At 55.1% G+C, this 25,445-nt stretch carries 19 protein-coding genes and 1 other annotated feature; of the genes, 13 read left to right on the top strand and 6 right to left on the bottom strand.

Translation table 11 applies throughout. From position 1 onward, the window contains the following. The first annotated feature begins 6 nt into the window (after nt 1–6). From C7E10_RS04820 to C7E10_RS04805, 4 genes are all read left to right on the top strand, one after another. Entirely contained in the window at nt 7–1,731 is a 1,725-nt protein-coding gene (locus tag C7E10_RS04820) for a vWA domain-containing protein (RefSeq protein WP_105326218.1), read from the top strand. Between the two features lie 59 nt (nt 1,732–1,790). Next, nucleotides 1,791–1,991, top strand: a binding site (T-box leader). Between the two features lie 34 nt (nt 1,992–2,025). Further along, nucleotides 2,026–4,677, top strand: a complete 2,652-nt coding sequence (locus C7E10_RS04815; RefSeq protein ID WP_105326217.1) for a valine--tRNA ligase — start codon at nt 2,026–2,028, stop codon at nt 4,675–4,677. Between the two features lie 31 nt (nt 4,678–4,708). After that, the gene (locus C7E10_RS04810; RefSeq protein WP_105326216.1) at nt 4,709–5,989 is read left to right on the top strand and encodes a bifunctional folylpolyglutamate synthase/dihydrofolate synthase; all 1,281 of its coding nucleotides are present in this window, start codon (nt 4,709–4,711) and stop codon (nt 5,987–5,989) included. Nucleotides 5,990–5,993: 4 nt separating this feature from the next. Then, complete coding sequence (locus C7E10_RS04805; RefSeq protein WP_105326215.1) at nt 5,994–7,283, top strand: O-antigen ligase family protein; 1,290 nt, start codon at nt 5,994–5,996, stop codon at nt 7,281–7,283. Between the two features lie 758 nt (nt 7,284–8,041). On the opposite strand, the gene C7E10_RS04800 is transcribed toward C7E10_RS04805, so the two are convergent. The 5 genes from C7E10_RS04800 to citD all read right to left on the bottom strand — a co-directional run bounded on the left by C7E10_RS04800 (nt 8,042) and on the right by citD (nt 14,259). After that, nucleotides 8,042–9,376 carry a CitMHS family transporter gene (locus tag C7E10_RS04800; protein WP_105326214.1) on the bottom strand — a complete coding sequence of 445 codons (1,335 nt, stop codon included), beginning with the start codon at nt 9,374–9,376 and terminating at the stop codon, nt 8,042–8,044. A gap of 702 nt (nt 9,377–10,078) precedes the next feature. Beyond that, entirely contained in the window at nt 10,079–11,413 is a 1,335-nt protein-coding gene (locus C7E10_RS04795; RefSeq protein ID WP_105326213.1) for a CitMHS family transporter, read from the bottom strand. Between the two features lie 72 nt (nt 11,414–11,485). Further along, nucleotides 11,486–13,042 (bottom strand): citrate lyase subunit alpha, encoded by a 1,557-nt coding sequence (gene citF / locus C7E10_RS04790; RefSeq protein WP_105326212.1) that lies wholly within the window; start codon nt 13,040–13,042, stop codon nt 11,486–11,488. A gap of 1 nt (nt 13,043) precedes the next feature. Then, complete coding sequence (locus C7E10_RS04785) at nt 13,044–13,958, bottom strand: aldolase/citrate lyase family protein (protein WP_105326211.1); 915 nt, start codon at nt 13,956–13,958, stop codon at nt 13,044–13,046. Between the two features lies 1 nt (nt 13,959). Next, complete coding sequence (gene citD, locus C7E10_RS04780; RefSeq protein WP_105326210.1) at nt 13,960–14,259, bottom strand: citrate lyase acyl carrier protein; 300 nt, start codon at nt 14,257–14,259, stop codon at nt 13,960–13,962. A 248-nt stretch (nt 14,260–14,507) separates the two neighbouring features. Between citD and C7E10_RS04775 the strand changes: the two genes are divergently transcribed. After that, nucleotides 14,508–15,419, top strand: coding sequence for a LysR family transcriptional regulator (locus C7E10_RS04775; protein ID WP_105326209.1), 912 nt, complete (start codon nt 14,508–14,510; stop codon nt 15,417–15,419). 8 nt (nt 15,420–15,427) lie between these two features. Next, nucleotides 15,428–16,807, top strand: coding sequence for a triphosphoribosyl-dephospho-CoA synthase CitG (gene citG / locus C7E10_RS04770; RefSeq protein ID WP_105326208.1), 1,380 nt, complete (start codon nt 15,428–15,430; stop codon nt 16,805–16,807). Nucleotides 16,808–16,882: 75 nt separating this feature from the next. Here citG and C7E10_RS04765 read toward each other — a convergent pair whose 3' ends face one another. After that, complete coding sequence (locus C7E10_RS04765; RefSeq protein WP_105326207.1) at nt 16,883–17,737, bottom strand: Mrp/NBP35 family ATP-binding protein; 855 nt, start codon at nt 17,735–17,737, stop codon at nt 16,883–16,885. A 159-nt stretch (nt 17,738–17,896) separates the two neighbouring features. Between C7E10_RS04765 and C7E10_RS04760 the strand changes: the two genes are divergently transcribed. The 7 genes from C7E10_RS04760 to pheA all read left to right on the top strand — a co-directional run bounded on the left by C7E10_RS04760 (nt 17,897) and on the right by pheA (nt 25,444). Beyond that, nucleotides 17,897–18,505: a hypothetical protein gene (locus tag C7E10_RS04760; protein ID WP_105326206.1), complete on the top strand. Its 609-nt coding sequence runs from the start codon at nt 17,897–17,899 to the stop codon at nt 18,503–18,505. Between the two features lie 584 nt (nt 18,506–19,089). Further along, nucleotides 19,090–20,103: a 3-deoxy-7-phosphoheptulonate synthase gene (gene aroF, locus C7E10_RS04755; protein ID WP_105326205.1), complete on the top strand. Its 1,014-nt coding sequence runs from the start codon at nt 19,090–19,092 to the stop codon at nt 20,101–20,103. A 212-nt stretch (nt 20,104–20,315) separates the two neighbouring features. Further along, nucleotides 20,316–21,188, top strand: a complete 873-nt coding sequence (locus C7E10_RS04750; protein ID WP_105326204.1) for a prephenate dehydrogenase — start codon at nt 20,316–20,318, stop codon at nt 21,186–21,188. Further along, nucleotides 21,169–22,239 carry a 3-dehydroquinate synthase gene (aroB, locus tag C7E10_RS04745; RefSeq protein WP_105326203.1) on the top strand — a complete coding sequence of 357 codons (1,071 nt, stop codon included), beginning with the start codon at nt 21,169–21,171 and terminating at the stop codon, nt 22,237–22,239. Before C7E10_RS04750 ends, aroB begins: the two co-directional genes overlap by 20 nt. Continuing rightward, a complete protein-coding gene (aroA, locus tag C7E10_RS04740; RefSeq protein ID WP_105326202.1) occupies nt 22,236–23,525 on the top strand; it encodes a 3-phosphoshikimate 1-carboxyvinyltransferase in 1,290 nt (429 codons plus the stop codon). Before aroB ends, aroA begins: the two co-directional genes overlap by 4 nt. Further along, nucleotides 23,506–24,594 (top strand): chorismate synthase, encoded by a 1,089-nt coding sequence (gene aroC / locus C7E10_RS04735; RefSeq protein ID WP_105326201.1) that lies wholly within the window; start codon nt 23,506–23,508, stop codon nt 24,592–24,594. Before aroA ends, aroC begins: the two co-directional genes overlap by 20 nt. A gap of 4 nt (nt 24,595–24,598) precedes the next feature. Beyond that, nucleotides 24,599–25,444, top strand: a complete 846-nt coding sequence (gene pheA, locus C7E10_RS04730; protein WP_105326200.1) for a prephenate dehydratase — start codon at nt 24,599–24,601, stop codon at nt 25,442–25,444. Nucleotide 25,445 lies beyond the last annotated feature (1 nt).

Genomic DNA, 25,445 nt, shown 5'->3' with positions numbered 1-25,445 from the left:
GGGCGTATGGCCAAGCTAAAATACGATGCCAAGCGCCGGCGGGCGCTGAATATGGTCTGGGATACCTCGGCCGACTACCGCTTCCAGCCGGATTTTCTGGCCTACGGGGATGATGGGGCACCGGATCTGTACCTCAATGCCGTGGTGGGGTTCACCCGGAAATACTACGATACGGACCAGCTCCATGCGATGTTCCAGGAAATGGAAAATTCCGCCCTGGTGGATACCTTTACGGACCTGTTGTGGCTGGGGCTGGAATACGCCACCTACGCCAAGGAGGCCCCGGTACGGCCCGTGCTGCCCCAGCTGCGGCAGGAGCACGCCCGGGCCTATTTTAACGGCACCCTGGCGGACAAACACGGGGTGGCCCACGAAATGCAGGCGGCCCGTTGGCACGAGGTGCTGGGGGAAAAGAACGGTCTCATCGACCCCTGGGCCAAGGCCCTGTACCAAAGCCTGGCCTTTGACCCCAGCTGGGATACGGCCACGTTGTGTGACCATTTCCGGAAGCTGACCAAAAAGTACTTTGTGTCCCACTTTCTGGTGCGGGAAAGCCTGGAAAAGGTCATCATCGGCAAGGGACTGGGGGATTTCCTCAGCTGGATTGTGCCTCAGTTTGCCAAAAAACAGGAATCCATCTTTAATTTTTTATATTCCAAGCAGCAGGCGGAAGACCTGCTGTCGGGGAAGCACGCCCATAACGGGCTCATGGCCATTATTACCGGCCAGACCGCTGCCCAAAATTATGACTACATCATCCACTGCTTCGGGACGTCCATTTATCCGCCCCAAAAGCAGCTGGAAATCGATCAGGCCTGCTGCGTAGGCGTCCATAAGGGCTGCCACCTGCACTTTACCCGGGGGCACCTGGGGAGCAAGGGCAGCACCGGGGAAGCCTCCCTGTGGCTTCAGGGAGCCCGCCGTCAGCGGGTGCGGAACCTGGCCTACTATAAGGAACACGGGGAAAAGGCCCGGCAGAGCATTATCCGCCTGACCCAGCAGATCCGCAGCGCCATGCGCCTGGTACGGACCAAGCTGCCGGTGCCGGTCAAGGCCGGGGAACTGGTGCCCAGTCTGGTCTGGCGGGCCGCCAAGCTCCAGGACCCCCGGGTGTTCTACAACCAGGAAGTGGTGGCTACCCCGGATTTTACCGTGGATATTATGCTGGATGCCTCAGCCTCCCGGGGGGAAGCCCAACCCGTCATCGCCTCCCAGGCCTTTGTGATTGCCGAGGCCCTGCGCCAGTGCGGCATTCCCTACCAGGTGTATTCCTTCAGCACCCTGCGCAGCTACACGGTGCTGACCCTGTTTAAAAGCTATGAGGAAAAAAAGAAGTGCACCAACGTCTTTAACTACGTGGCCACCGGCTGGAACCGGGATGGCCTGGCCCTGCGGGGCGCCCGGCAGCTGATGGGGGACTTTTCCCAGACGAAAAAAATCCTTATTATGCTCACCGATGCCCAGCCCAACGATGACCGGCCCTTCCGGAAGGAAGGGAGCCTGTACCAGCCCGAGTACCGGGAAGGCCGGGCCGTGGCGGATACGGCGGACGAGGCGGCGGCCCTGCGCCGGGAAGGCATTCGGATTATTGGCCTCATCAACGACGAGGTCAAGGGCGGCATGGAAGACGCCCGGAAAATCTTCGGCAAGGACTGCATCCGGATTCATGAGCTGGACAAAATGGCCGAAAGCATGGGAAAAATCCTCTGCCGGCAGATCGAGTCCCTGTAGGGCGTTCTCCATTGACTTTTCTGGTGAGGCTTGCTAGAATTAACTGTAATATCATATGACCAATGGCTATGAACGGAAGGAGTACAGCCAAGCTGCGTTGCAGAGAGGGTGCGGTCGGTGCAAGCATCCACGTCAGCCGCTGGAAGTCGTCCGGGAGCCGGCAGGGTGCAGCAGCCCTGCCCGTCAAGGCGCGTTAAGCCTCCAAGGTGCTCAAGCAATTGAGAATGTAGGTGGTACCGCGAAGTCAACTCGTCCTATAACAGGGACGGGTTATTTTTTTTAAGGAGGAAGAAAATGGCAGAAGAAAACAACATCCCCAAGGTATATGATCCTGCCGCGGTGGAAAAGAAATGGTATGCATATTGGATGAAACAGGGCTACTTCCATCAGGAAGTGGACAAGAGCCGCCCTCCGTTCAGCGTGGTTATTCCCCCGCCGAACATTACCGGCAAGCTGCACATGGGCCATGCCCTGGACAATACCCTCCAGGATATCCTGGTGCGCTGGCACCGGATGATGGGGGACAATACCTGCTGGCTGCCCGGCTATGACCATGCCGGCCTGGCTACCCAAATCAAGGTAGAAGAAGAACTGAAGAAAAAAGAAGGCCTGACCCGCTATGACCTGGGCCGGGAAGAATTCGTCAAACGGGTTTGGCAGTGGAAGGAAGAATACGGGGACAGAATCGTTACCCAGCTGAAATCCCTGGGCATTTCCTGCGACTGGGACCGCCAGCGCTTTACCATGGACGAAGGCCTGAGCCGTGCCGTGCGGGAAGCCTTTGTGAGCCTGTACGAAAAGGGCCTGATTTACAAGGGCACTCGGATGATCAACTGGTGCGTCAACTGCCGTACGGCTTTAAGTGACGTAGAAGTGGAACATAAGGATGATGCAGGCCATCTGTGGTATGTAAAATACCCGGTGGACGGCGAAGAAGGGGTCTACCTGACCATCGCCACCACCCGTCCGGAAACCATGCCCGGCGATACCGCCGTTGCCGTGAACCCCAAGGATGAACGGTACGGCAAGTTTGTGGGCAAAAAGGTGAAGCTGCCCACCACGGACCGGCTGATTCCCGTTATTGCCGACGATTATGTAGACCTGGAGTTTGGTACCGGTGCCGTAAAGATTACCCCGGCCCATGACCCCAACGACTATGAAATGGGTCAGCGCCAGCACCTGGACATGATTACCGTTATCGGCCAGGACGGCAAGATGACCAAGGAAGCCGGCAAATACGCCGGTCAGGACCGCTACGAATGCCGCAAGAACATTGTGGCTGACCTGGAAGCTGCGGGGCTTTTGGTGAAAGTGGAGGAATGCCCCCACTCCGTAGGCCACTGCCAGCGCTGCGGCCATATTGTGGAACCCCTGGTTTCCACCCAATGGTTCGTAAAGATGCAGCCCCTGGTGAAAGCCGCCGTGGACTGCGTAGAAGACGGCCGGACCCAGTTTGTACCCAGCCGCTTTACCAAGACCTACACCAACTGGATGGACAACCTCCACGATTGGTGCATTTCCCGGCAGATCTGGTGGGGCCACCGGATTCCTGTGTGGTACTGCGATGACTGCGGGGAAGTAACCGCCTCCCGGACGGATCTGGACCGCTGCCCCAAATGCGGCGGCCATGTACACCAGGATGAAGATGCCCTGGATACCTGGTTCAGCTCCGCCCTGTGGCCGTTCTCTACCTTTGGCTGGCCGGACAAGACGGAAGAACTGGAACAGTTCTATCCCACCAGCGTACTGGTCACCGGCTACGACATTATTTTCTTCTGGGTGGCCCGGATGCTGGTCATGGGCATGGAATTCATGAAGGAAATTCCCTTTAAGCACGTGTTCATCCACGGCCTGGTCCGGGACGAACAGGGCCGTAAAATGTCCAAATCCCTGGGCAACGGCATCGATCCCCTGGAAGTGGTGGACAAATACGGCGCCGACACCCTGCGCTTTATGCTGATTACCGGGAACACCCCGGGCAACGATATGCGGTTCTACTGGAACCGGATTGAATCCACCCGTAACTTTGCCAACAAGATCTGGAATGCTTCCCGGTTCGCCCTGATGAACCTGGACGGCTACGATCCCAAGGCACCCCGGAACCCCTACACCCTGGCAGACAAATGGATTCTGTCCCGGCTGCAGCACACCATCGGCGAAGTATCCTCCTATCTGGATAAATTTGAACTGGGTGAAGCTGGCCGCCTGATCTACGATTTCATCTGGGGTGAAGTCTGCGACTGGTATATCGAACTGATCAAACCCCGCCTGTACAATAAGGACGATGCAGCGGAACGGGCTACTGCCCAAGCCGTCCTGTGCCAGGTGCTGGGCGATGCCATGAAGCTGCTGCACCCGTTCATGCCGTTTATTACGGAAGAAATCTGGCAGCATCTGCCCCACGAAGGGGAAAGCATCATGATTGCTCCCTGGCCCCATATGGCCGGCGACCTGCTGGATGATGCCGCTGAAAAGCAAATGACCGCCCTGATGGATGTGATCAAGGCCATCCGGAACATGAGAGCGGAAGTGGGCGCTGCCCCCGGCCATAAGGCTCCGGCCCTGGTACTGGCAGATCCTGAACTGGTGGACGTATTCAAGAACAACAGCGACTACGTATGCCGGCTGGGTACCGTGGACGTGCTGACGGTAGGCGGCGCCGAAGACGCAGCTCCGGAAAACGCCCTGACCGCCGTAGTAACCGGTGCCAAGGTCTACCTGCCCCTGAAGGGCCTGATTGACGTAGAAAAAGAACTGGCCCGGCTCCAGAAAGAACTGGACGGAGCAGAAAAAGAAGCCAAACGGACGGCTGGCAAGCTCAGCAACGCCGGCTTCCTGGCCAAGGCTCCTGCCGAAGTGGTAGAAAAAGAAAAAGCCAAACAGGCAGAAACCGAAGCCAAGATCCAAGGGCTGAAGGAACGGATGGAAACCCTGCGCAAGCTGTAAGTGCATTTGACTAGAGAGAGGTGCTGCACCAATGGATTATGCGTCTGCATTAGCGTATGTGGAAAGCCGGGGCAAGTTCGGCATTCATTTGGGCTTGGAACGAATCCAGGGCATTTTGGCGGCCCTGGACCATCCGGAACGCAAGCTCCGGACCATTCATATTACCGGAACTAACGGCAAGGGCAGTGTGGCCACGTTCCTGAGCCGGATACTCATGGCGGCCGGGAAAAAGACCGGGACCTATACTTCCCCCCATTTTGTCCGGTACAACGAGCGAATGACCATCAACGGTGAGGAAATTTCCAATGCTGACTTTGCCCAGGTAACGGAACAGGTAAAGCAGGCAGTGGACGCCTGGCTGGCCGGGGGCGGGGAAGAACCCACCCAGTTTGAAGTGATTACGGCCATGGGTTTTCTGTACTTTGCCCAGCAGCAGGTGGATTACGCCGTGATTGAAGTAGGCATGGGAGGTCTGTGGGACTCCACCAACGTGATTATCCCGGAAGTTTCTGTGATTACCAACGTGACTCTGGAACATACGGACCGGCTGGGGAAGACCATTGAGGCCATTGCCATCCAAAAAGCCGGTATTATCAAGCCGGGGGTGCCGGTGGTTACGGAAGCAGAAGGTGATGCCCTGCGGGTCATCCGGGCGGAAGCGGAAGCCCAGCACGCCCCCTGCTATGAATACGAAAAGAATTTTTCCGCCCAGATGCTTAACAGCACCATGGCGGCCCAGGAATTCGTTTTCCGCAACCCCCAGACGGAACTGGAAGCTACCATCCATCTGGCGGGAGCCCACCAGATTTTGAACGCAGCAGCTGCTATGCAGGCTGCCTGGGTGCTGGCCCAAAAGGACCCGGCCCTTACGGAAAAGGCCGTGCTGGAAGGCCTGGCCGCTGCCCGCTGGCCCGGCCGGCTGGAGCTGATCCACCAAAAGCCGGACATTATTCTGGACGGCGCCCACAACCCCTCTGGGGTGACGGTGCTGCGGAAGGCCCTGGACGATTATTATCCTGACGCCCACCGGATTTTCGTCTTCGGCATGATGGCGGACAAGGACGTGAGCCTGGTTTCCCAGATCCTGTTCCGGGATACGGATACCATCTATACCGTCTTGGCCCATACCGGGGACAGAGCGGAAACTCCGGAAAAGCTGGCCAAACGGCTTCACAAAAATGCCATTCCCATGCCGGACCTGGCTGCTGCCTACCACAGGGCGGTCAGCGAAGCGGGTCCGGAGGCTGTGGTTTGTGTCTGCGGCTCTTTGTACCTGGTAGGGACCTTCAAAGAGCTGGGATTGGATAGGTGATGGAATGCGTAAACGACCACGAGGCTGGGGACTGCCCCAATCCTGGAATCTGAACCAAGTTACCTATGCTGCACTGGCCGTCTTGATTTTTGTCCTGCCCCTGAACCAGTGGGCGGCAGGAATTGCCTTTCTGGTTTGTTTTTTGCTGAACCTGGTGAATGTGGTGCGCACCCGGCAGTTCTGGCCGGCCATCACGGTGCCCTCCTACCTGAGCCGACCCCTGTGGGCCCTGTTTATCCTCAGCGGCGTCAGCACCCTGTGGTCTCTGAACCCGGGTGCCAGCCTGTTCAACTGGGTGTGGGTCATGGGCCAGGAAGCGGGGATTTTCTACCTGCTGCTGCGCTATGCCAGCACCAGCCGGCGGTCCCTGTTTCTCATGAAGGTATTCATGATTTCCGCTGCGGTGGTAACTGTTTTCGGGCTGTGGCAATACTTCTTTGGCAACAGCCTCCAGGAAGCGGACTGGATTGACCACCAGGCCTTCCACCAGCTCCAGCGCCGGGCCATTTCCACCCTGGTAAACCCCAATATCTTTGGGACCTACCTGGTAATGACCGTGGCCTACTGTGAAGGGCTCTTTGCTCCCTTAAAGGGCGGCAAAACCCGCTGGTCCCTGGTGCTGATTTTCCTGCTGTCCACGGCCTGCTTGATCTTCACCTTCTCCCGGGGCAACTGGGTGGCGTATTTCTGGGTGCTGTTTGTGTTTGCCGGCGCCTTTTACCACAAAGCCCTGCTGCCTTTTATCGGAGGCGGTCTGGCGGTGCTGTACCTGGGCTGGAACCAACTGGCGGCCCGGATTATGTCCATCTTTTCCGTAACGGATACCTCGGCAGAGCTGCGGTTCATGTACCTCCAGAGCTCCCTGGACATGATCCAGGACCATCCCCTGGGGGTGGGCTGGTACGGGTACCAGTTCGCCTTTCCCAATTACAACTTCTTTATCAGTGAAGATGTAATCATGTACCACGGGCATAATATGCTGCTGAACATTACGGCGGAGCTGGGCATCCCGGGGATTCTCCTGTTTCTGTACGTCATCTTCCGGCTGGTGCTCCTGGCCAAGGAAATCCGGCATCGGAAGGCTTCCCCCTGGATCCGGGGCGTGGCCTGCGGGTATTTGGCCAGCCTGGTGGGGATTTTTGTCAGCGGCCTGACGGATTATACCCTGTTCAACATTCAGCTGGGTATGCTGTTTTGGGCGGGAAATGCCCTGCTGCTGGTGATGAACGACATCAGCGCCAAGGAAAATGCCCATGCGGAAAAACGGCTTTTGAAACAGAATAACCAAGCATAGGGTGAAAGAAAATAAAGAAAACCGGGTAAGTTGTACCAAAGTGTACAGCTTACCCGGTTTTTTACTGCCTGAAGCAGCGCCAAATTGGCTCTGAGAGAGCCGCTGGGAGAGAATAATACCTGGTGGTAGGGGAGAAACCAAGAACGCTTAAAAACGCATTTTGGAAGACCTTCAGCAGGAGAAGAAAGCGGCTTAGGCATTTCCCCTGGCACCGCAGGAAAGCGGCTAAAAGGGCAGAGGAGAGGGCCATAGACCCTGCTAGCAGCAAGAAGTGGAAAACGAGTGGATAGGAACGGTCGGGGCCCCTTTGCATTGAACTACCTCAGTCAGTCCTCCGGACTGCCAGCCCCGCAGTGGTTCGCCGTACTCCGTTCTCCTTCACCCTTCGGGTTCGGAATCACGGACGGCTATCACATGGCTCACATAAACCAAGAGCATTTTGAACTACGGATATGCTCTTGGATGTGAGCGCAACGCTTTGCGGCCGCATCCAAACAGCCCGACAAATTCTGCAAATGGCTGTTTGGTCCATAAGGCCCATGCGATAGCGGCCTGCAAAGCAAACCCGTAGGGTGAAGCTGCGCAGCGAGCCGCGAACCGCTGAAGGGGCCTCTTTGCATTGAACTTCCTCAGTCAGTCCTCCGGACTGCCAGCCCCTCCACGTTTGGAGGGGCCTAATAAGGAAAAAGAGGATGTGCCGGAGCACATCCTCTTTGGGAACCTATTTTATTTCTATAAGCTATTTCTGAAACTGATTCTTACAGGTGGAACAGGCCCAGCATAGCGCCGGCTGCCAGGGAGAACCAGGACAGAACCCACAGACGCGGGGTGCAGAACTTCAGCAGTTCTTTGATGGAGATACCAGCCAGGCCGCAGGCCAGGAAGGTGGTAGCAGCGTGAGGAGTAACCATAACGCCGTAGTTCTTACCAATCAGCATAGCCATAGCCATGTTGTGCGGATCAACACCAAACTGTTGACCAACACCGATAGCCAGAGGCAGCAGACCGAAGAAGTAGGAGTCGGTACCCAGCATCATGCCGATAGGTACTGCGAAGAAACCGAATATGTCTTGCAGGTGAGCACCCATGAAGGAAGGAACAATAGCGATCAGCATTTGAGCCATAGCCTTCATCATGCCGGTTTTGTCCAGAACGCCCAGGAAAATACCGGAAGCCAACAGGATCATAGGCATGGTCAGAGCGGTAGCAGCATGCATTTTGATAGCTCTTGCTTGTTCAGAAGCAGTGTGGAAGTTGGCAATCAAAGCGATGGCCAGACCAAACATGAAAGCGCCGTACAGAGGAATGTCGGTAGCGCACAGCAGGCCGATAACCACCAGGGTCAGGATGCCGTTGAACCAGATCATCTTCGGACGCTTCATGAAAGCAGCATCGTCAGCGGACAGGTTGTCGTCCTTGGAGCCTTCGTCTTCGTCTTCAGACAGCATAGCAGCCTTGCCAGTGGGGTTCAGGCCAGCGCCGCGGCGCTTTTCCATAACACCCATGTAGGCAGCGAAGATCATCAGGATAACCAGACCAACGCCCTGCAGGGGAATCAGTTCCTGCCACAGTGCGTTAACATCGACGTTCAGTACAACGCCGGTACGGGCAACAGGGCCGCCCCAAGGCAGCAGGTTCATGATGGACATGGCAGCACCGATGATGCAAACCAACACTACTGGTCTCATATGCAATTTTTTATAAATAGGAAGCATAGCAGGAATCGTGATCAGCAGGGTGGAAGCCAGAGCGCCGTCCAAGTGGGAGATAACAGCGATGCAGGCGGTAGCAATGGTAACCATAACGATGTTGCTGCCGGCTTTTTTAACCAGCCAGTTTACCATCGGGTCGAACAGGCCCATATCGCCCATCATGGAGAAGTAAACGATGGAGAAAATGAACAGTACAGCGGTGGACCAGGTTTTGCCTACGCCAGCAGACATGAATTTGAAGATCTGAGCAGGGGTGAAACCGGTGATCAGGGCTGCAACAACAGGAACAATAACGAACAGAGGTACGGGGTTAGATTTCCCGCGAATCAAGGCTGCCACAATGATGACAACCATCAAAAAACCAACAACGCCCAAGAACATAGTAGTGTCCTCCTTTAAAAGTGTAATGCGGCTTCCCGGACGGGCCGTCACGGTCAGCGGAGAAGTAAGATGGGTTCCCTTGACTTCGTTAAAATCTTAGCATAGCAATATTCGGAAAACTAATATAAATAATAAAATAAATACCATAAGGAATAACTTATGGAAACCCGGAAACGGGCACAGGATGTGGCTTAGCAGGTTTTTGTAAATTGTTTCAAATGTACAAAAATAGAAATTTTTTCAAAATTCCGGGCAGAGGAACTATGGAAAAACAGAAAAAGTGCTAAAAATGAACAAAAAACACCTCTTTTTTGCAGTCGACGGAAAAACAATCTGTTACAGATTTGCGAAAATCTGATGGCTTTATAAAATGGATTGTCAGGAGAACGGAAGAAATAAGGGGAGCAGTGAGGCGACTGGGACCAACGTTAGCATTTGGGAGCAAAAGGTGATGCCGTATAAACGAGGTTTTTCTGGGGACGGTGTCCTAGAAGCAAGCTTTGGGGTTAAGCTGCAGAAACTAATGGGTACACAAAACTTGCTTCCAGGATAAAATGCCTCCCAGCACCGCCAAATTTGCCCTGCAAGGGCCTTTCTTTTGGCGGTCTAGGTTGTTTTTTGCTTGCCCTTTATTGCCGCTCCAAAACCCCATAAAAAAACTGCCCTCCGGATAACCGGAGAGCAGTTTCAGTAAGTCCTTGCTTAGAATTTGAACAGACCCAGCATCAGGCCGCCCAGCAGGGAGAACCAGGACAGAACCCACAGACGCGGGGTGCAGAACTTCAGCAGTTCTTTGATGGAGATACCAGCCAGGCCGCAGGCCAGGAAGGTGGTAGCAGCGTGAGGAGTAACCATAACGCCGTAGTTCTTACCAATCAGCATAGCCATAGCCATGTTGTGAGGATCAACACCGAACTGTTGACCAACACCGATAGCCAGAGGCAGCAGACCGAAGAAGTAGGAGTCGGTACCCAGCATCATGCCGATAGGCACTGCGAAGAAGCCGAATACGTCTTGCAGATGGGGTCCCAGAGCCGCAGGAACAATAGCAATCAGCATTTGTGCCATAGCTTTCATCATGCCGGTCTTGGACAGAACACCCAGGAATACACCGGAAGCCAGCAGGATCATAGGCATGGTCAGAGCGGTAGCAGCATGCATTTTGATAGCTCTTGCTTGTTCAGAAGCAGTACGGAAGTTGGCAATCAAAGCGATGGCCAGACCGAACATGAAAGCACCGTACAGAGGAATGTCGGTGAAGCACAGCAGACCGATAACTACGATGGTCAGCAGGCCGTTGAACCAGATCATCTTCGGGCGTTTCATGAAAGCAGCATCGTCAGCAGACAGGTTGTCGTCCTTGGAGCCTTCGTCTTCGTCTTCAGACAGCATAGCAGCCTTGCCAGTGGGGTTCAGGCCAGCGCCGCGGCGCTTTTCCATAACACCCATGTAGGCAGCGAAGATCATCAGGATAACCAGACCAACGCCCTGCAGGGGAATCAGTTCCTGCCACAGTGCGTTAACATCGACGTTCAGTACAACGCCGGTACGGGCAACAGGGCCGCCCCAAGGCAGCAGGTTCATGATGGACATGGCAGCACCAATGATGCAGACCAGCACTACCGGTCTCATGTGCAGCTTCTTATAAATAGGAAGCATGGCAGGGATGGTGATCAGCAGGGTGGAAGCCAGAGCGCCGTCCAAGTGGGAGATAACAGCGATGCAGGCAGTGGCAATGGTGACCATTACGATGTTGTCGCCGGCTTTTTTAACCAGCCAGTTTACCATCGGGTCAAACAGGCCCATATCGCCCATCATGGAGAAGTAAACGATGGAGAAAATGAACAGTACAGCAGTGGACCAAGTCTTGCCTACACCAGCAGTGATGAATTTAAAGATTTGATCCGGGGTGAAACCGGTAATCAGGGCTGCAACAACAGGAACAATAACGAACAGAGGTACGGGGTTAGATTTCCCGCGAATCAGGGCTGCCACGATGATGATTACCATCAGGAAACCAACAATACCAAGAAACATAGTAATCCTCCTTTTCTAGGAAAATGACCTAACCGGGATAACCAGTCCCGGTTAGGTCAAGGGTCAAAGCTATTAGAACTCAAAATCCTTAACCTGACGAACCACATCCATAATGGTGCCGTCCCGGCCTTCGATGATACCTACAACCCGGTCGCCAAATTGTACCGGATCAGGTTCACCAACCATCTTGTACGCCATGTCGCGCAGTTCTTCGATGGTGTAGAAGGGCAGATCTACGTCCTTCATGCAGTCAATCAGATCCTGGCGGCGAGGGTTGATGGCAATACCATAGTCCGTAACAACTACGTCAACGGTTTCGCCCGGAGTGGTTACCGTGGTTACGTTGGTGCAGATGGCAGGAATACGGCCTTGCAGCAGGGGAGCAATTACGATGGTGCATTTTGCGCCGGCTGCGGTATCCGGGTGACCGCCCTGAGCACCGGTGATCACACCGTCAGAACCTACTACAACGTTGCAGTTGAAGTGGGTATCTACTTCCAGGGAAGCCAGGATAACGAAGTCCAGCTTGTTTACATAAGCACCTTTATTGAAAGGATCGGCATATTCGGAAGCCGTGATTTCAATGTGGTTGGGGTTGGTTTTGATATTTTCGATGGCATCCATATCGAAATCCTGGGTGTCAACGATTTTTTCCACCAGGCCTTCATCCAGCAGGTCGCACATGGGTTTGGAAATACCGCCCAGGCCTACGCTGATGTGGATGTTGTCTTTTCTCAGGTGGTCAGCCAGCAGTTTGGTGGAAGCAATGGAAGCGCCGCCAACGCCGGTCTGATAGGTGAAGCCGTCCTTGTAGTAAGGAGTGTGCACCAGGAATTCGGTGGTGTACTTGGCCATCAGAAGTTTTCTCATGTCGGTGGTAGGTTTGGCAGCACCGGTAGCAATCTTGTTGGGATCGCCGATGGCATCAACTACCAGGACATAGTCAACTTTGGTCATGGAAATGGAAGCGGGGATGTTGGGGAATGCTACCAGGGTATCCGTTACGGCTACCACTTTGTCAGCATAGTCAGCATCTACAGCAGCATAGCTCAGTACGCCGCAGTCGCTCTTGCCGCCGATGGCACGGCAGTTGCCGTATTCGTCGCAGGTAGGAGCGCCGATGAAGGCGATATCGATATGAGTTTCGCCGGATTCAATGGCTCTTACGCGGCCGCCGTGGCTGCGCATGATGGCCAGACCCTTCAGTTTGCCGTTGCTGATTGCTTGGCCGATTTTGCCGCGCACGCCGGAAGACTGAATGTTGGTGATGGTGCCATCTTCAATGTAGGGAACGATAGGATCATTGGCTTTGCCCAGGGAGCTGGCGCAAATGGTAATGTCCTTAATGCCCATATCATGAACGGCTTTCATAACCATGTTCACAACCATATCCCCTTCACGGAAATGATGGTGGAAGCCCAGGGTCATGCCGTCTTTAATGCCGCATTTCTTCAGAACTTCTTCAATGGAATTGACAACTTTGCTATAGCTGGGATCCATTACAGGAGCTACCGTATGGGTAGCGGTTTTGTACTCTACGCCTTGTTTGGCATAGGCACCCTGGAAGACTTCCTTACCGGTCAGATCCAGGATCTCCTGAGGAATATCTCTACCGACTTTATTAATCATCTTATAATTCCCCCTTATATACACCGGCAGCCTTGGCCAAAGCTAAGGTTCTCTTGGCGCCGTCATAGAAGGCGATATCCAGCATTTTGCCGTTGATGGTGAATACACCGATACCCATAGCCTTCTTGGTATCGATTTCACGAACTACTTGTTCCGCATAGCGGATTTCTTTTTCGCTGGGAGTAAAGATTTCGTGGGTCGGTACAATCTGACGAGGGTTGATGATGGATTTGCCATCAAAGCCCATGGTTTTGATCATTTGAACGTCTTTTTTGAAGCCTTCCATGTCGTCCAAATCGGTGTAAACCGTATCAAAGCACATACGGCCGGTAGCACGGGCAGCAATAACCATTTGCTGACGAGCGCCCATCAGTTCAACGCCGGTCTTGGAAATGGAGGTCTGCAGGTCCTTGGTGTAGTCGCCGCCGCTAAGTGCAACGCCGAACAGACGATCGGAGGACTGGCAGATTTCCAGTACGTTCAGGATACCTTTGGTGGATTCGATAGCAGCCATAATCAGGGTGCTGCCGATAGGTCTGTGGAATTCTTTTTCCGCAGCCAGAATGGCTTCTTCCACGGTGTGGATGTCTTTAGCGGATTCGGTCTTGGCCAGACGAATGGCATCGCAGCCGCCGGCTACAGAAACCCGGACATCTTCTTTCCAGTGGGGAGTTTCCAGACCGTTGATCCGGACAACTCTTTCACAGCCATGATAATCGATTTCTTTCAAGGCATGGAACAGGGAGTAACGGGCTGCGTCCTTTTGGTTTTCAGCGACGGCGTCTTCCAGGTCCAGCATGATGGAATCGGGTTTGTAAACATACGGGTCTTTAATCAGGCTCGGTTTTTGCGCATTCAAGAACATCATGGTTCTTCTCAGGCGCTTGAAGTTGGGATTCGTGTTAACTACTTCCATCTTATAAAACCTCCCAGGGATTCGGTGTATCAGGGTCCTCGTTAATAGAACGGTACACCGCTCCTTCAACGCGGGCTTTTAAAGTGCAGTCCAGAGCGCCCTTATCTACGACGGAAACTTTGGCGTTCTTCACGTCCAGTTTCGTCAGGGTTTCCAGAACAACAGCCTTAATCTGTCTACCATATTGGTGGATGACGCTGCTTTCAATATTGAGTTCGATACCATTGGAACCGGGTTCGACCGTTACTTGGGCATCAGAAGACTCAACAGTGCCAGCCATGGCTGCCTTCTTCAATTCCATTCAAATCACTCCTTCTAGAAATGTAGACAATGTACATATTGTTGCACTTTGATAGTAACATATGAAAAATTGGAAAACTAATATAAATAATGATATAATCTGCATAAGCGATTTCTTATCAGGGCCCGGAAAGGGCCTTATAATGCGGCTTCCCGGATTTCGAGAAATTGTCACAAATAACGAGCAAATAAAAAAAGTCCCCGACGGGATGAAAAAAGACAGAAAAAATAGGGAGCCAAGGAGGAACTATGAACTTAAAACACGCACAGTACATCATGGAAATTATCAAGGAGGGGAGCATCACCAATGCCTCCAAAACCATGCATGTATCCCAACCGGCACTGAGCCAGACCATCAAGGCCGTGGAAAAGTACCTGGGTGCACCCATATTCCTGCGCAACACCAACCCCATTGTGCTGACAGAAGCAGGAAAAAAATATATTGCAGCCGTAAAGAAAGTGATTACCATCAGCTCCAACCTGCTGCACGAGGTGGCGGATATCCAGTATGAAGGGTATGGAACCCTGCGCATCGGAATCCCCGTACAGCGGGCCATGATGATGCTGCCCCAGGTGGTGCCCATTTTCCGGCAGCGCTATCCCCATATCAAGCTGGAAATTCAGGAGGCCGGCAGCAGCATTACGGAAAATGCCGTCCTCAACGGCGGCGTGGACCTGGCCATTACCACTACCACCCCCACCAACGACGAGCTCAGCTACGAACTGGTGGAAACGGAAGACGTGGTGCTGGTGGCCAACAAGCAGACCACCCTGGCCCAGCGCATCAAGCCGGGGACGCCCATCCACATCACCGAAGCCAAAAACGAGGAATTCGTTTCCATTACGGAAGGCCACAATGTGCGCCGGGTCCAGGACAACGTGTTCAGCACCTACGAAATCAAACCCAGCATCGTACTGGAAACCTCCAGCATCGAGGTGGGCAAGCGGCTGGTCAGCGCCATGGAAGTGGTTTTCCTGTGCCCCGACGTTTATTTGGACGAATACTTCTTGTCAAAAGGCAACTGTGTATTATATCCTTTATTAGGCGTGGCCAACAAACGGTACTGCTATATCTGTATCCGCAAGGACGCCTATCTCAGCCCTTATGCCCGGGCTTTTGCAGAACTGATCCGGAATAACGGCAGAAAAAGGAAGGAATAAGTCACTATATGAAAGAATTTGTCATTTTGCACGGGGGACCGGCGGTAGAAGTGCCGGATATGCTGGCAGCCCGGGACGGCCGGGCCAGAGCCCAGCAAGTACTTCTTGCAAGATACCAGAAGCCCCTGTTGTTTTTTACCCTGAACATTCCCGGCCCGGTAAAGACCTCCCCTCTGATTCATTTGGGTTTTCGGGAAGGCATCCGGCGGCTGGAGGCGGCTTTCCAGGAGGCGGGGATTCCCGTTCTCTATGAGAAGGTCATTGAGGCCAAAACCGGCTACGAAAAGTACTACGTGCTGGACGGAGAACCGGCGGCCATAAAGACCCTTGCCTGCCAGATTGAAAACCAGGACCGGCTGGGCCGTCTGTTTGATATGGACGTATTGGACCGGGACGGCCGGAAGCTGGAACGCCAGGAACTGGGCCTGCCCGGCCGGCTGTGCCTGGTATGCTCCCAGCCCGCCCAGGCCTGTGCCCGGAGCCGGAAGCACAGCGTTTCTACCCTCCAGCGGAATATCCACAGAATCCTGGAGAATTTCCTCCTGGACACGGTGGAGCAGAACCTGCGGGCAGGGCTCCAGGGGGAAGTGGACGCCACTCCCAAACCGGGGCTGGTGGATCGGGACAACCCCGGCGCCCACAAGGATATGGACTGGCACACCTTTGCTGCCAGCACCGATGCCATTGTGCCCTTTTTGCGGGAAATGGCGGAAAAGGGCTGGCTGTGGGAAGGCAGCGGCGCAGACCTGTTCCTGTCCCTGCGGCCCATGGGAGCAGCGGCCGAAAAGGCTATGTTCCGGGCTACGGGCAACGTGAACACCCACAAGGGAATTATCTTCTCCCTGGGGCTTGTGACCTCCTTTACCCTGTGGCAGCTGGCCCAGACCGGCAAGGTTTCCAGTGAGGCGGTGCTCAAGGCCATTGGGGAAAATGTCACCCCCGTTTTGGAGCAGGACTTTGCCAAAATCGACCCCTACCATCCCCATACCCACGGGGAAGTGCTGTACGTGAAATATGGCTTTAAGGGCATCCGGGGCGAGGCCATGGAAGGCTTCCCGTCCCTGGCTAAGGTGGCCCTGCCGGCCCTGAGACAGTTTGTCCAGGAAGGGAGGCCCCAAAACGAGGCCTACATCCAGACCCTGCTGCTGCTCCTGAGCCAGGTGGAGGATACCAATATCCTCAGCCGGTCGGACAGCGCTACCCTGAAGGAAGCCCAGCAGCAGGCTAAGCATATTTTGGACCGGGGCGGCGCCTTTACCCCGGAAGGTCTACAGGCGGTATGGGACCTGAACGAAGACTTTATCCAAAAGAATATCAGCCCCGGCGGCTGCGCAGACCTATTGATCCTGGCCATTTTCCTGGTCCGGATGGAAGCCGTTTTTGGCTGAGCAGAGTTTACGGAATAAAAAAACAGCGGAATCCAGAGAAAATTCTCCAGGTTCCGCTGTTTTGTTTTGGGGCAATTACTTGTCGGCAGCCAGAATGTTGTCGACGATTTCGTCCAGTGCTGTCCGGCTTTCCGGGCTGATATTGTCCAGGGGAGAGCCGTTGTCTTCGGCAGCCACCACCATAGGGTCGATGGGAATCTGACCCAGGAAAGGCAGGCCTTTTTCGGCAGCCAGGTCCTTGCCGCCGCCAGATTTGAAAATATCCACTTTCTGGTGGCAGTGGGGGCAGATAAAGCCGCTCATATTTTCAATAATGCCCCGTACCGGGATGTGGGCCAGTTCACAGAAGCTCAGGGATTTGCGCACGTCGGCCAGCGCCACCTTTTGGGGGGTGGTCACGATGACGGCCTGGGCGTCGGTGATGGTTTGGATTACGGTTAAAGGTTCATCGCCGGTGCCGGGAGGGCAGTCGATGATCAGGTAATCCAAAGGATCCCAGCGGGTATCGGACATGAATTGGCGGATAGCGCCAATTTTCATGGGTCCTCTCCAAATCAGGGCATCATCGGAATTGGCCAAAAAGCCCTGGGCGGACAGAAATTCCAGATTATCGTTGTAATGGAAGGGCAGGAGCTGGTCCCCCAGTACCTGTACCCGGGCCTTGTCAAAGCCCAGCATGGTGGCAATACTGGGGCCGTGGAGATCCACGTCCATAAGTCCTACCTTATATCCCCGTTCTGCCAGAATCAGGGCCAGATCCACGGACACGGTGCTTTTGCCCACGCCGCCTTTGCCGCTCATGACAACCAGTTTATGTTTTACCTGCGCAAGAAAATCTGCAATGGCAATATCCTGTTCGTTGACCTTCGGTTTAGAAGCACAACCGGAGCAGGCGGAACCGGATTTGCTGCAGCCGCTGCATTCACTCATGGGAAAACCTCCTTATAGGGTTGAAATTTAAAAATTAGTGGTTTATAGCTCATTATAAGGAAAAAAAGGACTGAATGCAAATAAGTTACACTTTCTTCCTTACTTGCCCAGAGAAAAGTGTGTATAATACAAGCATAGCAAATGAAAGGGTGATCTTAGATGCAATATGGATGGAAACGGGCGGCTGCCATCGCCCTGGTGCTGGCAGTCTGCGCTGGTCCTGCCTATGCGGCAGAACACAATAAATTGGCGGACGGGGAACTGTTTGTTTCCGAAGAAATGAATGCCACGGGAAAAGTACTGTACCAAACCACGGTGGATGTTTCCAAATGGGACCATGACAGCGAAAAAGCCATTCCCGGCTTTGTAGCCACGGCTTTTGATACGGACGTAATCAGCCAGATCAATTCCGACGAACTGCCGGGGGTGAAAAAAATCTCCAGCGCTGAAGAACAGATCAAGGCTGCCCAGCAAAAATACAGCGGCAAGGGCTACGAACATTCCCTGGTGCTGTACGCTTCCATGGCCACCCAGGGCCAGAACGGCCAGCTGACCATTTCCAAGGTGGAACGGTTTGGCCGGCTTATCAATGTAACCGTAGCAGTGAACGATCCTACCGGTGCCCAAACTGCCGGGGAAGCCATTACCCAGGACAGTGTAGTAGCCATTCCTCTGAAGAAGCTGCCCCAGTTCGGCAATCTGCGAATCCGCTTTGTGGACGCTACGGGTCATGGTCTGGCCGATATGGATGCGGCACTCCAGCGCTAAGGTGTTTCAGGGTTAACAGTTATCTGAACGATTTAATAAAATTTACCGTTATTGTTGACGAATTGTGTAACTGGCGGTAAAATTGAACCATTCCATAACAAAAGGCGGTGTCACCATGATCAGCTCCCGAATGCTTTCTCAACATGCATATGGGTTTACCTACGGCCAGAGCTATTATTTTAGCTTTGGTTACTTTGGCTGCCCAAAATTGCATGCAGGAACCTTCGTAAAGCGAGCGCAGCGGTTGGCTGAATAAGCCGCCGGGTCAGGACGGACCGTAGAAGCAGACTCCTTGCGAGTCTGCTTTTTTTGTTGCTATGGAAAGCGCGCAAAATAACGAAAAGGGCAGGAGGGCAGGAAAGCAGGAGAATTATACGAAGTACAGCAGGAAGGTTTTGCGGGACGGCAGTAAGGCAGTGCAGAAAAGTAACGTAGGAAATGTAGGAAAGTAGTGTAGGAAAGCAGTACAGAAGACGCAAAAAGCAGCGCAGGCAGGGCAGAGGGGCCCGCTTGCAAGGCAGCAAAGGGGGCTGGGCAGCGGCCCACCCCAAACCGTGTAGGAAAGCAGCAAAGGAGGATTCATTATGATTATTGTTATGAAAGCAGGAGTACCCCGGGAAGCCATTGAAGAATTGAAGGAAAGTTTGGAGCAACAGGGCTTCACCATCCACGAAAGTATAGGGGTCAGCCAGGAGGTTATGGGCATTGTAGGGGATACCAGCGTGCTGGATCCAGAGCAGTTCCTGGTGCACCCTTGGGTGGAAAAGGCTATGCGGGTGCAGGAGCCCTTCAAACGTGCCAACCGGCTGTTCCATCCGGAGGATTCTGTCATTGATGTGTCCGGGGTTCCGGTGGGCGGCAAAAAGCTGGCGGTGATTGCCGGTCCCTGCTCTGTAGAAGGCAAGGAACAGATGGAAACCATTGCAGCTTCCGTGAAAAAAAGCGGGGCGGTGATGCTTCGGGGCGGTGCTTTTAAGCCCCGTACTTCTCCGTACTCCTTCCAGGGCCTGGCGGAAAAGGGCCTGGAACTGATCCGGGCCGCTGGGGACAGCCAGCACCTGCCCATTGTGACGGAAATCATGTCCGCCGACAAGATTCCGGAATTCGTGGACCAGGTGGACCTGATTCAGGTAGGTGCCCGGAATATGCAGAATTTCACCCTGTTAAAGGAGCTGGGCAAGCTCAATAAGCCCATTCTTTTGAAGCGGGGCCTGGCCGCCACCATTGAGGAATGGCTCATGTCCGCCGAATACATTATGTCCGAAGGCAACGAGAACGTGATTTTGTGTGAACGGGGCATCCGGACCTTTGAAACCTACACCCGGAATACCCTGGATCTCAGTGCCGTGCTGGCGGTGAAAAAACTCAGCCATCTGCCGGTGATTGTAGACCCCAGCCATGCGGCCGGGAAAGCCTGGATGGTGCCCCAGCTGGCCAAAGCGGCCATTGCTGCCGGTGCCGACGGTCTGATTATTGAAGTCCATAACGATCCCAAACACGCCTGGTGCGATGGGGCCCAAAGCCTGACCCCGGACATCTTTGCCCAGCTGATGGACGACCTAAGGGTACTGGCCCCGGTGCTGGGCCGGGAACTGTAGACAAAATTCCTTGAGAACCCAGGCTGGAGCCGCAAAAGGGTACAAAATAAGAAAAATTTCTAAAACCATCTTGCACAATTGGTTCCAGCCCGCTACCATGGTAGAGTGAGGCCCAAAGGGCAACCCCGCTGCAAATTTGGCGGCTGGAGCCTGGGGCCTGGCTGACGCAAATTTGATGCCCCGCCTAGGCGGGTCTATAGGAGAGGAATTTCATGAAAAATCTACAGGAAACCGTATTTGCCATTGTGGGCCTGGGGCTGATTGGCGGCTCTTACGCCAAAGCCCTGCGGGGCCAAAAGGTCCAGAAAATCTTAGGGCTGGATACCAATCCCATTGTGACCCTGATGGCCAAGGACGAAGGCTATATTACGGATAATATCGACGAATGCCCGGAACGGCTCAAGGAAGCGGACGTGATTGTCTGCGCCATGTACCCAGGGGCCTTCGTTCCCTTTGTCAAAGAGCATGTAAAGGACTTTAAACCGGACGTGCTGCTCACCGATGTGATGGGTATCAAGGGGGACCTCCCCGACCAGGTAGACGCACTGCTGGGACCGAACATGGACTTTGTGCCCACCCACCCCATGGCAGGCCGGGAAGGGAAGGGCTACAGCCAAAGCACCTCCCTGATTTTCCCGGGGTCCAACTTCATCATCATCAAACGGGACAACAACCGGCCCGAGTACGTCAAATGGCTGACGGACATGGCCTATGAGCTGGGCTGCGGCCGGGTGGTGGAGCTCACCGGCCCGGAACACGACAGCATCATTGCCTACACCAGCGACCTGCCCCATATTATGGCGGTTTCCCTGGTGAACAGCGATTCCATGCAGGAAGATACCAAGCAGTTTGTGGCCGGTTCCTTCCGGGATGCTACCCGGGTGGCAGATATCAACGCCAGCCTGTGGAGCGACCTATTCCTGCTGAACCGGGACAAGGTGGTAGTGGAAATCAACCGGCTGGAGGAGCAGCTGGAACATTGGAAGACGGCCCTTCAGGTCGGCGATAAAGACGAACTGGAACTGATGATGAACCGGGCCAAGAAAAGAAGAAGGGATATGTTCTATGGAAAGAATCAGCGTTAGCCTGGGTAAGGACAGCTACGATATCGAAATAGAACCCGGTTCCTTTGCCCATTTTGGCTGGCGGATTCGGCAGCTGTCCCAGGCGGACAAGGCAGCCATCATCACCGATTCCCACGTGGATCCCCTGTATGGGGCCCAGCTGGAACAGGAGCTGACGGAACAGGGCTTTGCAGTCCGCCGGCTGGTGATGCCCGCCGGAGAAGACCACAAGAACCTGGAAACCTACGGTCAGCTGCTCCGGGGCTGCGCCGCTTTTGGCCTGGACCGGAAGGACCTGGTTATCACCCTGGGCGGGGGCGTGCCCGGAGATTTGGGGGGCTTTGTAGCCGCCAGTTTCCTTAGGGGCATTCCCTTTATCCAGATTCCCACCACCCTGCTGTCCCAAATTGACAGCTCCGTAGGGGGCAAGGTGGCGGTGGACCTGCCGGAAGGCAAGAATTTGGCCGGTGCCTTCTACCAGCCCAAGGCCGTGCTCATTGACCCGGAGCTTTTGGGCACCCTGCCCGTCCGATTCCTTCACGACGGCCTGGCGGAGGTCATCAAATGCGCCGCTATCGGGGATGCGAACCTGTTTGCCCAGCTGGAAACCTGGCAGGGGGACGCAGAAATTCTTTCCCACGTAACGGAAATCATTTCCGCCTGCATCCGCCTGAAAATCCAGGTGGTGGAGCAGGACGAACGGGACGAAGGTGCCCGGATGGTGCTCAATTTTGGCCATACCATGGGCCATGCAGTGGAACGGAAGTACCACTACGAGAAATATACCCACGGAGAAGGGGTGGCCCTGGGCATGGTTCGGATTACCCAAAACTCCGAGCGGCTGGGACTGACAGAACCGGGCACGGCCCGGCGGCTGGAAACCCTGCTGCAAAAGGTGCCCCTTGCTACCAGGGATTCCATTTCCCTGGAGGACATCCTGACCGGGGTGACCATGGACAAAAAGAAACGGGGCAATACCCTTACCTTGGTGCTGGTGCCCAAAATCGGCACCTCACTGCTCAAAAAAGTGGAACTGGGCCAACTGGCCAATTATTTTAGAGGTGAAGCATGACAACATTACGGATTACCCCCCAAAGTCTTACCGGTACCCTCCGGATTCCTTCTTCCAAAAGCATGGGCCATCGGGCCCTGATTTGCGCTGCCCTGGCCGGCGGCCGCAGCCAGGTGGAAGAAATCAGCCTGTCCCGGGATATTCTGGCCACCTGTGACTGTCTGCGGCAGCTGGGCGCAGCCATTAGCCAGCGGCAGCAGGCGGACGGCCGGACGGCTTTTACCGTGGACGGGGGCCGTCCCCAGCAGGCGGGAAAGGTGTTGGACTGCGGGGAATCCGGCTCCACCCTGCGCTTTCTCATTCCCCTGGCCGCCCTGTGTGACCAGCCCTTTACTTTTATCGGTTCCGGGAAACTGGGGGACCGTCCGTTAACCCCTTACGAGGACATTTTCCAAAAACAGGGGCTGCGCTTTGAGAAGGGGGAGGGGAGCAATTTTCCCTTGACCGTTCAGGGGCCGCTAAAGCCCGGAGAGTACACCCTGCCGGGCTCTGTCAGCAGCCAGTTCATTTCGGGCCTCCTATTTGCCCTGCCCCTGCTGCCTGGACCCTCCCGGCTGACCATTACCGGCAAGCTGGAATCCCAGAGCTACATTGCCCTGACCCTGTCCGCCCTGCAAAAGTACGGCATTGTGGTCCGGCACAAGGACTACCGGGAATACGAAATTCCCGGCAGCCAGCACTACCAGCCTCAGGAAGGGGCGGTGGAAGGGGACTATTCCCAGGCAGCCTTCTGGCTCACTGCTGGAATGCTGGGCAGAACCATTTCCGTTGCAGGTATGGACCCGGACTCCCTTCAGGGGGACAAGGCCATTATCTCCATTCTCCAGCGGATGGGGGGCCAGGTAACCTTTGAAAACGGCGTTCTGGTCAGCCGGCCTTCCGTCAGCCAGGGAACCGTCATTGATGCGGCGGACTGCCCGGACATTGTGCCCATTCTTTCTGTGGCCGCAGCCCTGAGTCAGGGCCACACGGACATCATTCATGCTGAACGGCTGCGGATCAAGGAATGTGACCGGCTGGAGGCCATGGCCACGGAACTCACCAAACTGGGCGCCCGGATTACCCAGCGGCCTGACGGCCTGTCCATTGACGGGGTGGAAGCCCTGACCGGCGGCACGGTGGACTGCTGGAACGACCACCGGATTGCCATGAGCCTGGCCATTGCCTCTATTCAATGCCAGGGGACGGTTACCCTGGTGGGAGCAGAATGCGTAAAGAAATCGTATCCCGACTTTTGGCGGGATTTCCAAAACTTAGGAGGACAGTATGAGCAGTGTAATGGGTGAGCGGATTAAACTGACGATTTTCGGGGAATCCCACGGACCGTCCATCGGCGTGGTCATTGACGGCCTGCCCGCCGGCCTGAAGCTGGATTGGGAGCTGATTGAACGGGAAATGAAGCGCCGGGCTCCCGGCCAGAATCCCCTGGCTACCCACCGGAAGGAAAGCGATGCCGTCAGCGTGGAAAGCGGCCTGTTTGAAGGTCGGACCACGGGCATGGCCCTGTGCGCCCGGATTCCCAACAGCAACCAGCATTCTAAGGATTACAGCCTGCTGAAGGAAGTCATGCGGCCGGGCCACGGGGACTTTCCCGGCTATGTGAAATTTCACGGCTGCAACGACTACCGGGGCGGTGGCAGTTTCTCCGGCCGTCTGACAGCTCCCCTGGTGTTTGCCGGCGCTGTGGCGAAGCAGCTGCTGGCCCAAATCGGCGTTACGGTTGGCGCCCACATTGCCAGCCTGGCAGGAATCACCGACCGGCCCTTTTCCCCGCTGGGAGAAACCCCGGAAACCCTGACGCACCTGGGCGACAACTACCTGGCTCTCCTGGACGAAAGCAAGCGGGAACCCATGGAACAGGCCATTGCCGCTGCCCGGGCGGACAAGGATTCCGTAGGGGGCACCATTGCCTGTATGGCTGTGGGCGTACCGGTGGGCTGGGGAGAACCCTATTTTGACTCCGTGGAAAGCCGGCTGTCCCATGCCCTGTTCTCTATTCCCGCCATCAAAGGCGTGGCCTTTGGGGACGGCTTTGCCCTGGCAGGTATGCGGGGCAGCGAGGCCAACGACCCCATGGTGCTGGAAGGCGGGGAAGTCCGCTGCCTGACCAACCACAACGGGGGCGTATTGGGCGGCATTTCCAACGGCATGCCCATTTTCTTCCAGGTGGTGGTAAAACCCACCCCCTCCATCAGCAAGCCACAGCAGACTGTGAACGTGGTGCGCCAGGAAGAAACCACCCTGGAGGTCCACGGCCGTCACGATCCCTGCATCGTTCCCCGGGCCCTGCCGGTGGTGGAAGCCGTTACCGCCTGGACGCTGCTGGACCTGTACTATCTATCCCAAAGGGGCTGATTTTATGGCAACAAAAGCAATTCCCGTAGGCTACCAGGGGGTTCCTGGTGCCTACAGTCATATGGCCCTGCTCCAGTATTTCCAGGGCCAGGAGGTTCAGGCAGAAAATTTCATGCTGTTTGAGGATGTGGTTCAGGCCGTGGCAGAGGGCAAAGTCCGCTACGGCGTGCTGCCCATTGAAAACTCCTCCACCGGCGGCATTACCGACGTGTACGACCTGGCCCGGCGCTACAGCATTTTCATTGTGGGAGAAAAAATCCTGAAGATTGAACACTGCCTGCTGGCCTATCCGGGTACCTGCCTGGAAAATATTACGGAAGTCTATTCCCATCCCCAGGGCTTCTCCCAGTGCAGCCTGTTTTTTAAGGAGCACCCGGCCATGCGTCAGTTCAACTATTTCAATACGGCTAAGGCCGCAGAACTGGTGGCGGAAAAGAAGGACCCTCACATGGCAGCCGTGGCCGGCGTTCAGGCGGCGGACCAGTACGGGCTGGAAATCCTGGCCCGGGGGATCAATACCAACAAAAGCAATTATACCCGCTTCATTATCATCAGCAGAGAGCAGGAACTGGTGCCTGAGGCGGACAAGATTACGCTGATTGTCAGCTTGAAGCACCAGCCCGGTTCCCTGTACCGGCTGCTGGCCCATTTTGCCCAGCAGAATATCAACATGACCAACATCGAGTCCCGGCCGTATCCCGGCCGGCCTTGGGAATACTATTTCCATATGGACATTACCGGCCATCTGACGGATCCGGCGGTCCAGGAAGTCCTGCAGCAGCTGCCGGAGGATACCACGGAATGCAAGATTCTGGGGAACTACCCGGCGGACCATGGAAAGGAAGCGTGAC

Origin of the sequence: Acidaminococcus hominis, assembly GCF_900291475.1 — a bacterium.
Taxonomy (GTDB): domain Bacteria; phylum Bacillota; class Negativicutes; order Acidaminococcales; family Acidaminococcaceae; genus Acidaminococcus; species Acidaminococcus hominis.
Note: the sequence above shows the minus strand (reverse complement) of the source record. Positions and strands in the feature narration are given on the sequence as shown.

Coding starts and splice junctions, on each gene's coding strand:
- C7E10_RS04820 (WP_105326218.1), top strand. CDS start 7: ATGGCCAAGCTAAAATACGATGCCAAGCGCCGGCGGGCGCTGAATATG.
- C7E10_RS04815 (WP_105326217.1), top strand. CDS start 2,026: ATGGCAGAAGAAAACAACATCCCCAAGGTATATGATCCTGCCGCGGTG.
- C7E10_RS04810 (WP_105326216.1), top strand. CDS start 4,709: ATGGATTATGCGTCTGCATTAGCGTATGTGGAAAGCCGGGGCAAGTTC.
- C7E10_RS04805 (WP_105326215.1), top strand. CDS start 5,994: ATGCGTAAACGACCACGAGGCTGGGGACTGCCCCAATCCTGGAATCTG.
- C7E10_RS04800 (WP_105326214.1), bottom strand. CDS start 9,376: ATGTTCTTGGGCGTTGTTGGTTTTTTGATGGTTGTCATCATTGTGGCA.
- C7E10_RS04795 (WP_105326213.1), bottom strand. CDS start 11,413: ATGTTTCTTGGTATTGTTGGTTTCCTGATGGTAATCATCATCGTGGCA.
- citF (WP_105326212.1), bottom strand. CDS start 13,042: ATGATTAATAAAGTCGGTAGAGATATTCCTCAGGAGATCCTGGATCTG.
- C7E10_RS04785 (WP_105326211.1), bottom strand. CDS start 13,958: ATGGAAGTAGTTAACACGAATCCCAACTTCAAGCGCCTGAGAAGAACC.
- citD (WP_105326210.1), bottom strand. CDS start 14,259: ATGGAATTGAAGAAGGCAGCCATGGCTGGCACTGTTGAGTCTTCTGAT.
- C7E10_RS04775 (WP_105326209.1), top strand. CDS start 14,508: ATGAACTTAAAACACGCACAGTACATCATGGAAATTATCAAGGAGGGG.
- citG (WP_105326208.1), top strand. CDS start 15,428: ATGAAAGAATTTGTCATTTTGCACGGGGGACCGGCGGTAGAAGTGCCG.
- C7E10_RS04765 (WP_105326207.1), bottom strand. CDS start 17,737: ATGAGTGAATGCAGCGGCTGCAGCAAATCCGGTTCCGCCTGCTCCGGT.
- C7E10_RS04760 (WP_105326206.1), top strand. CDS start 17,897: ATGCAATATGGATGGAAACGGGCGGCTGCCATCGCCCTGGTGCTGGCA.
- aroF (WP_105326205.1), top strand. CDS start 19,090: ATGATTATTGTTATGAAAGCAGGAGTACCCCGGGAAGCCATTGAAGAA.
- C7E10_RS04750 (WP_105326204.1), top strand. CDS start 20,316: ATGAAAAATCTACAGGAAACCGTATTTGCCATTGTGGGCCTGGGGCTG.
- aroB (WP_105326203.1), top strand. CDS start 21,169: ATGGAAAGAATCAGCGTTAGCCTGGGTAAGGACAGCTACGATATCGAA.
- aroA (WP_105326202.1), top strand. CDS start 22,236: ATGACAACATTACGGATTACCCCCCAAAGTCTTACCGGTACCCTCCGG.
- aroC (WP_105326201.1), top strand. CDS start 23,506: ATGAGCAGTGTAATGGGTGAGCGGATTAAACTGACGATTTTCGGGGAA.
- pheA (WP_105326200.1), top strand. CDS start 24,599: ATGGCAACAAAAGCAATTCCCGTAGGCTACCAGGGGGTTCCTGGTGCC.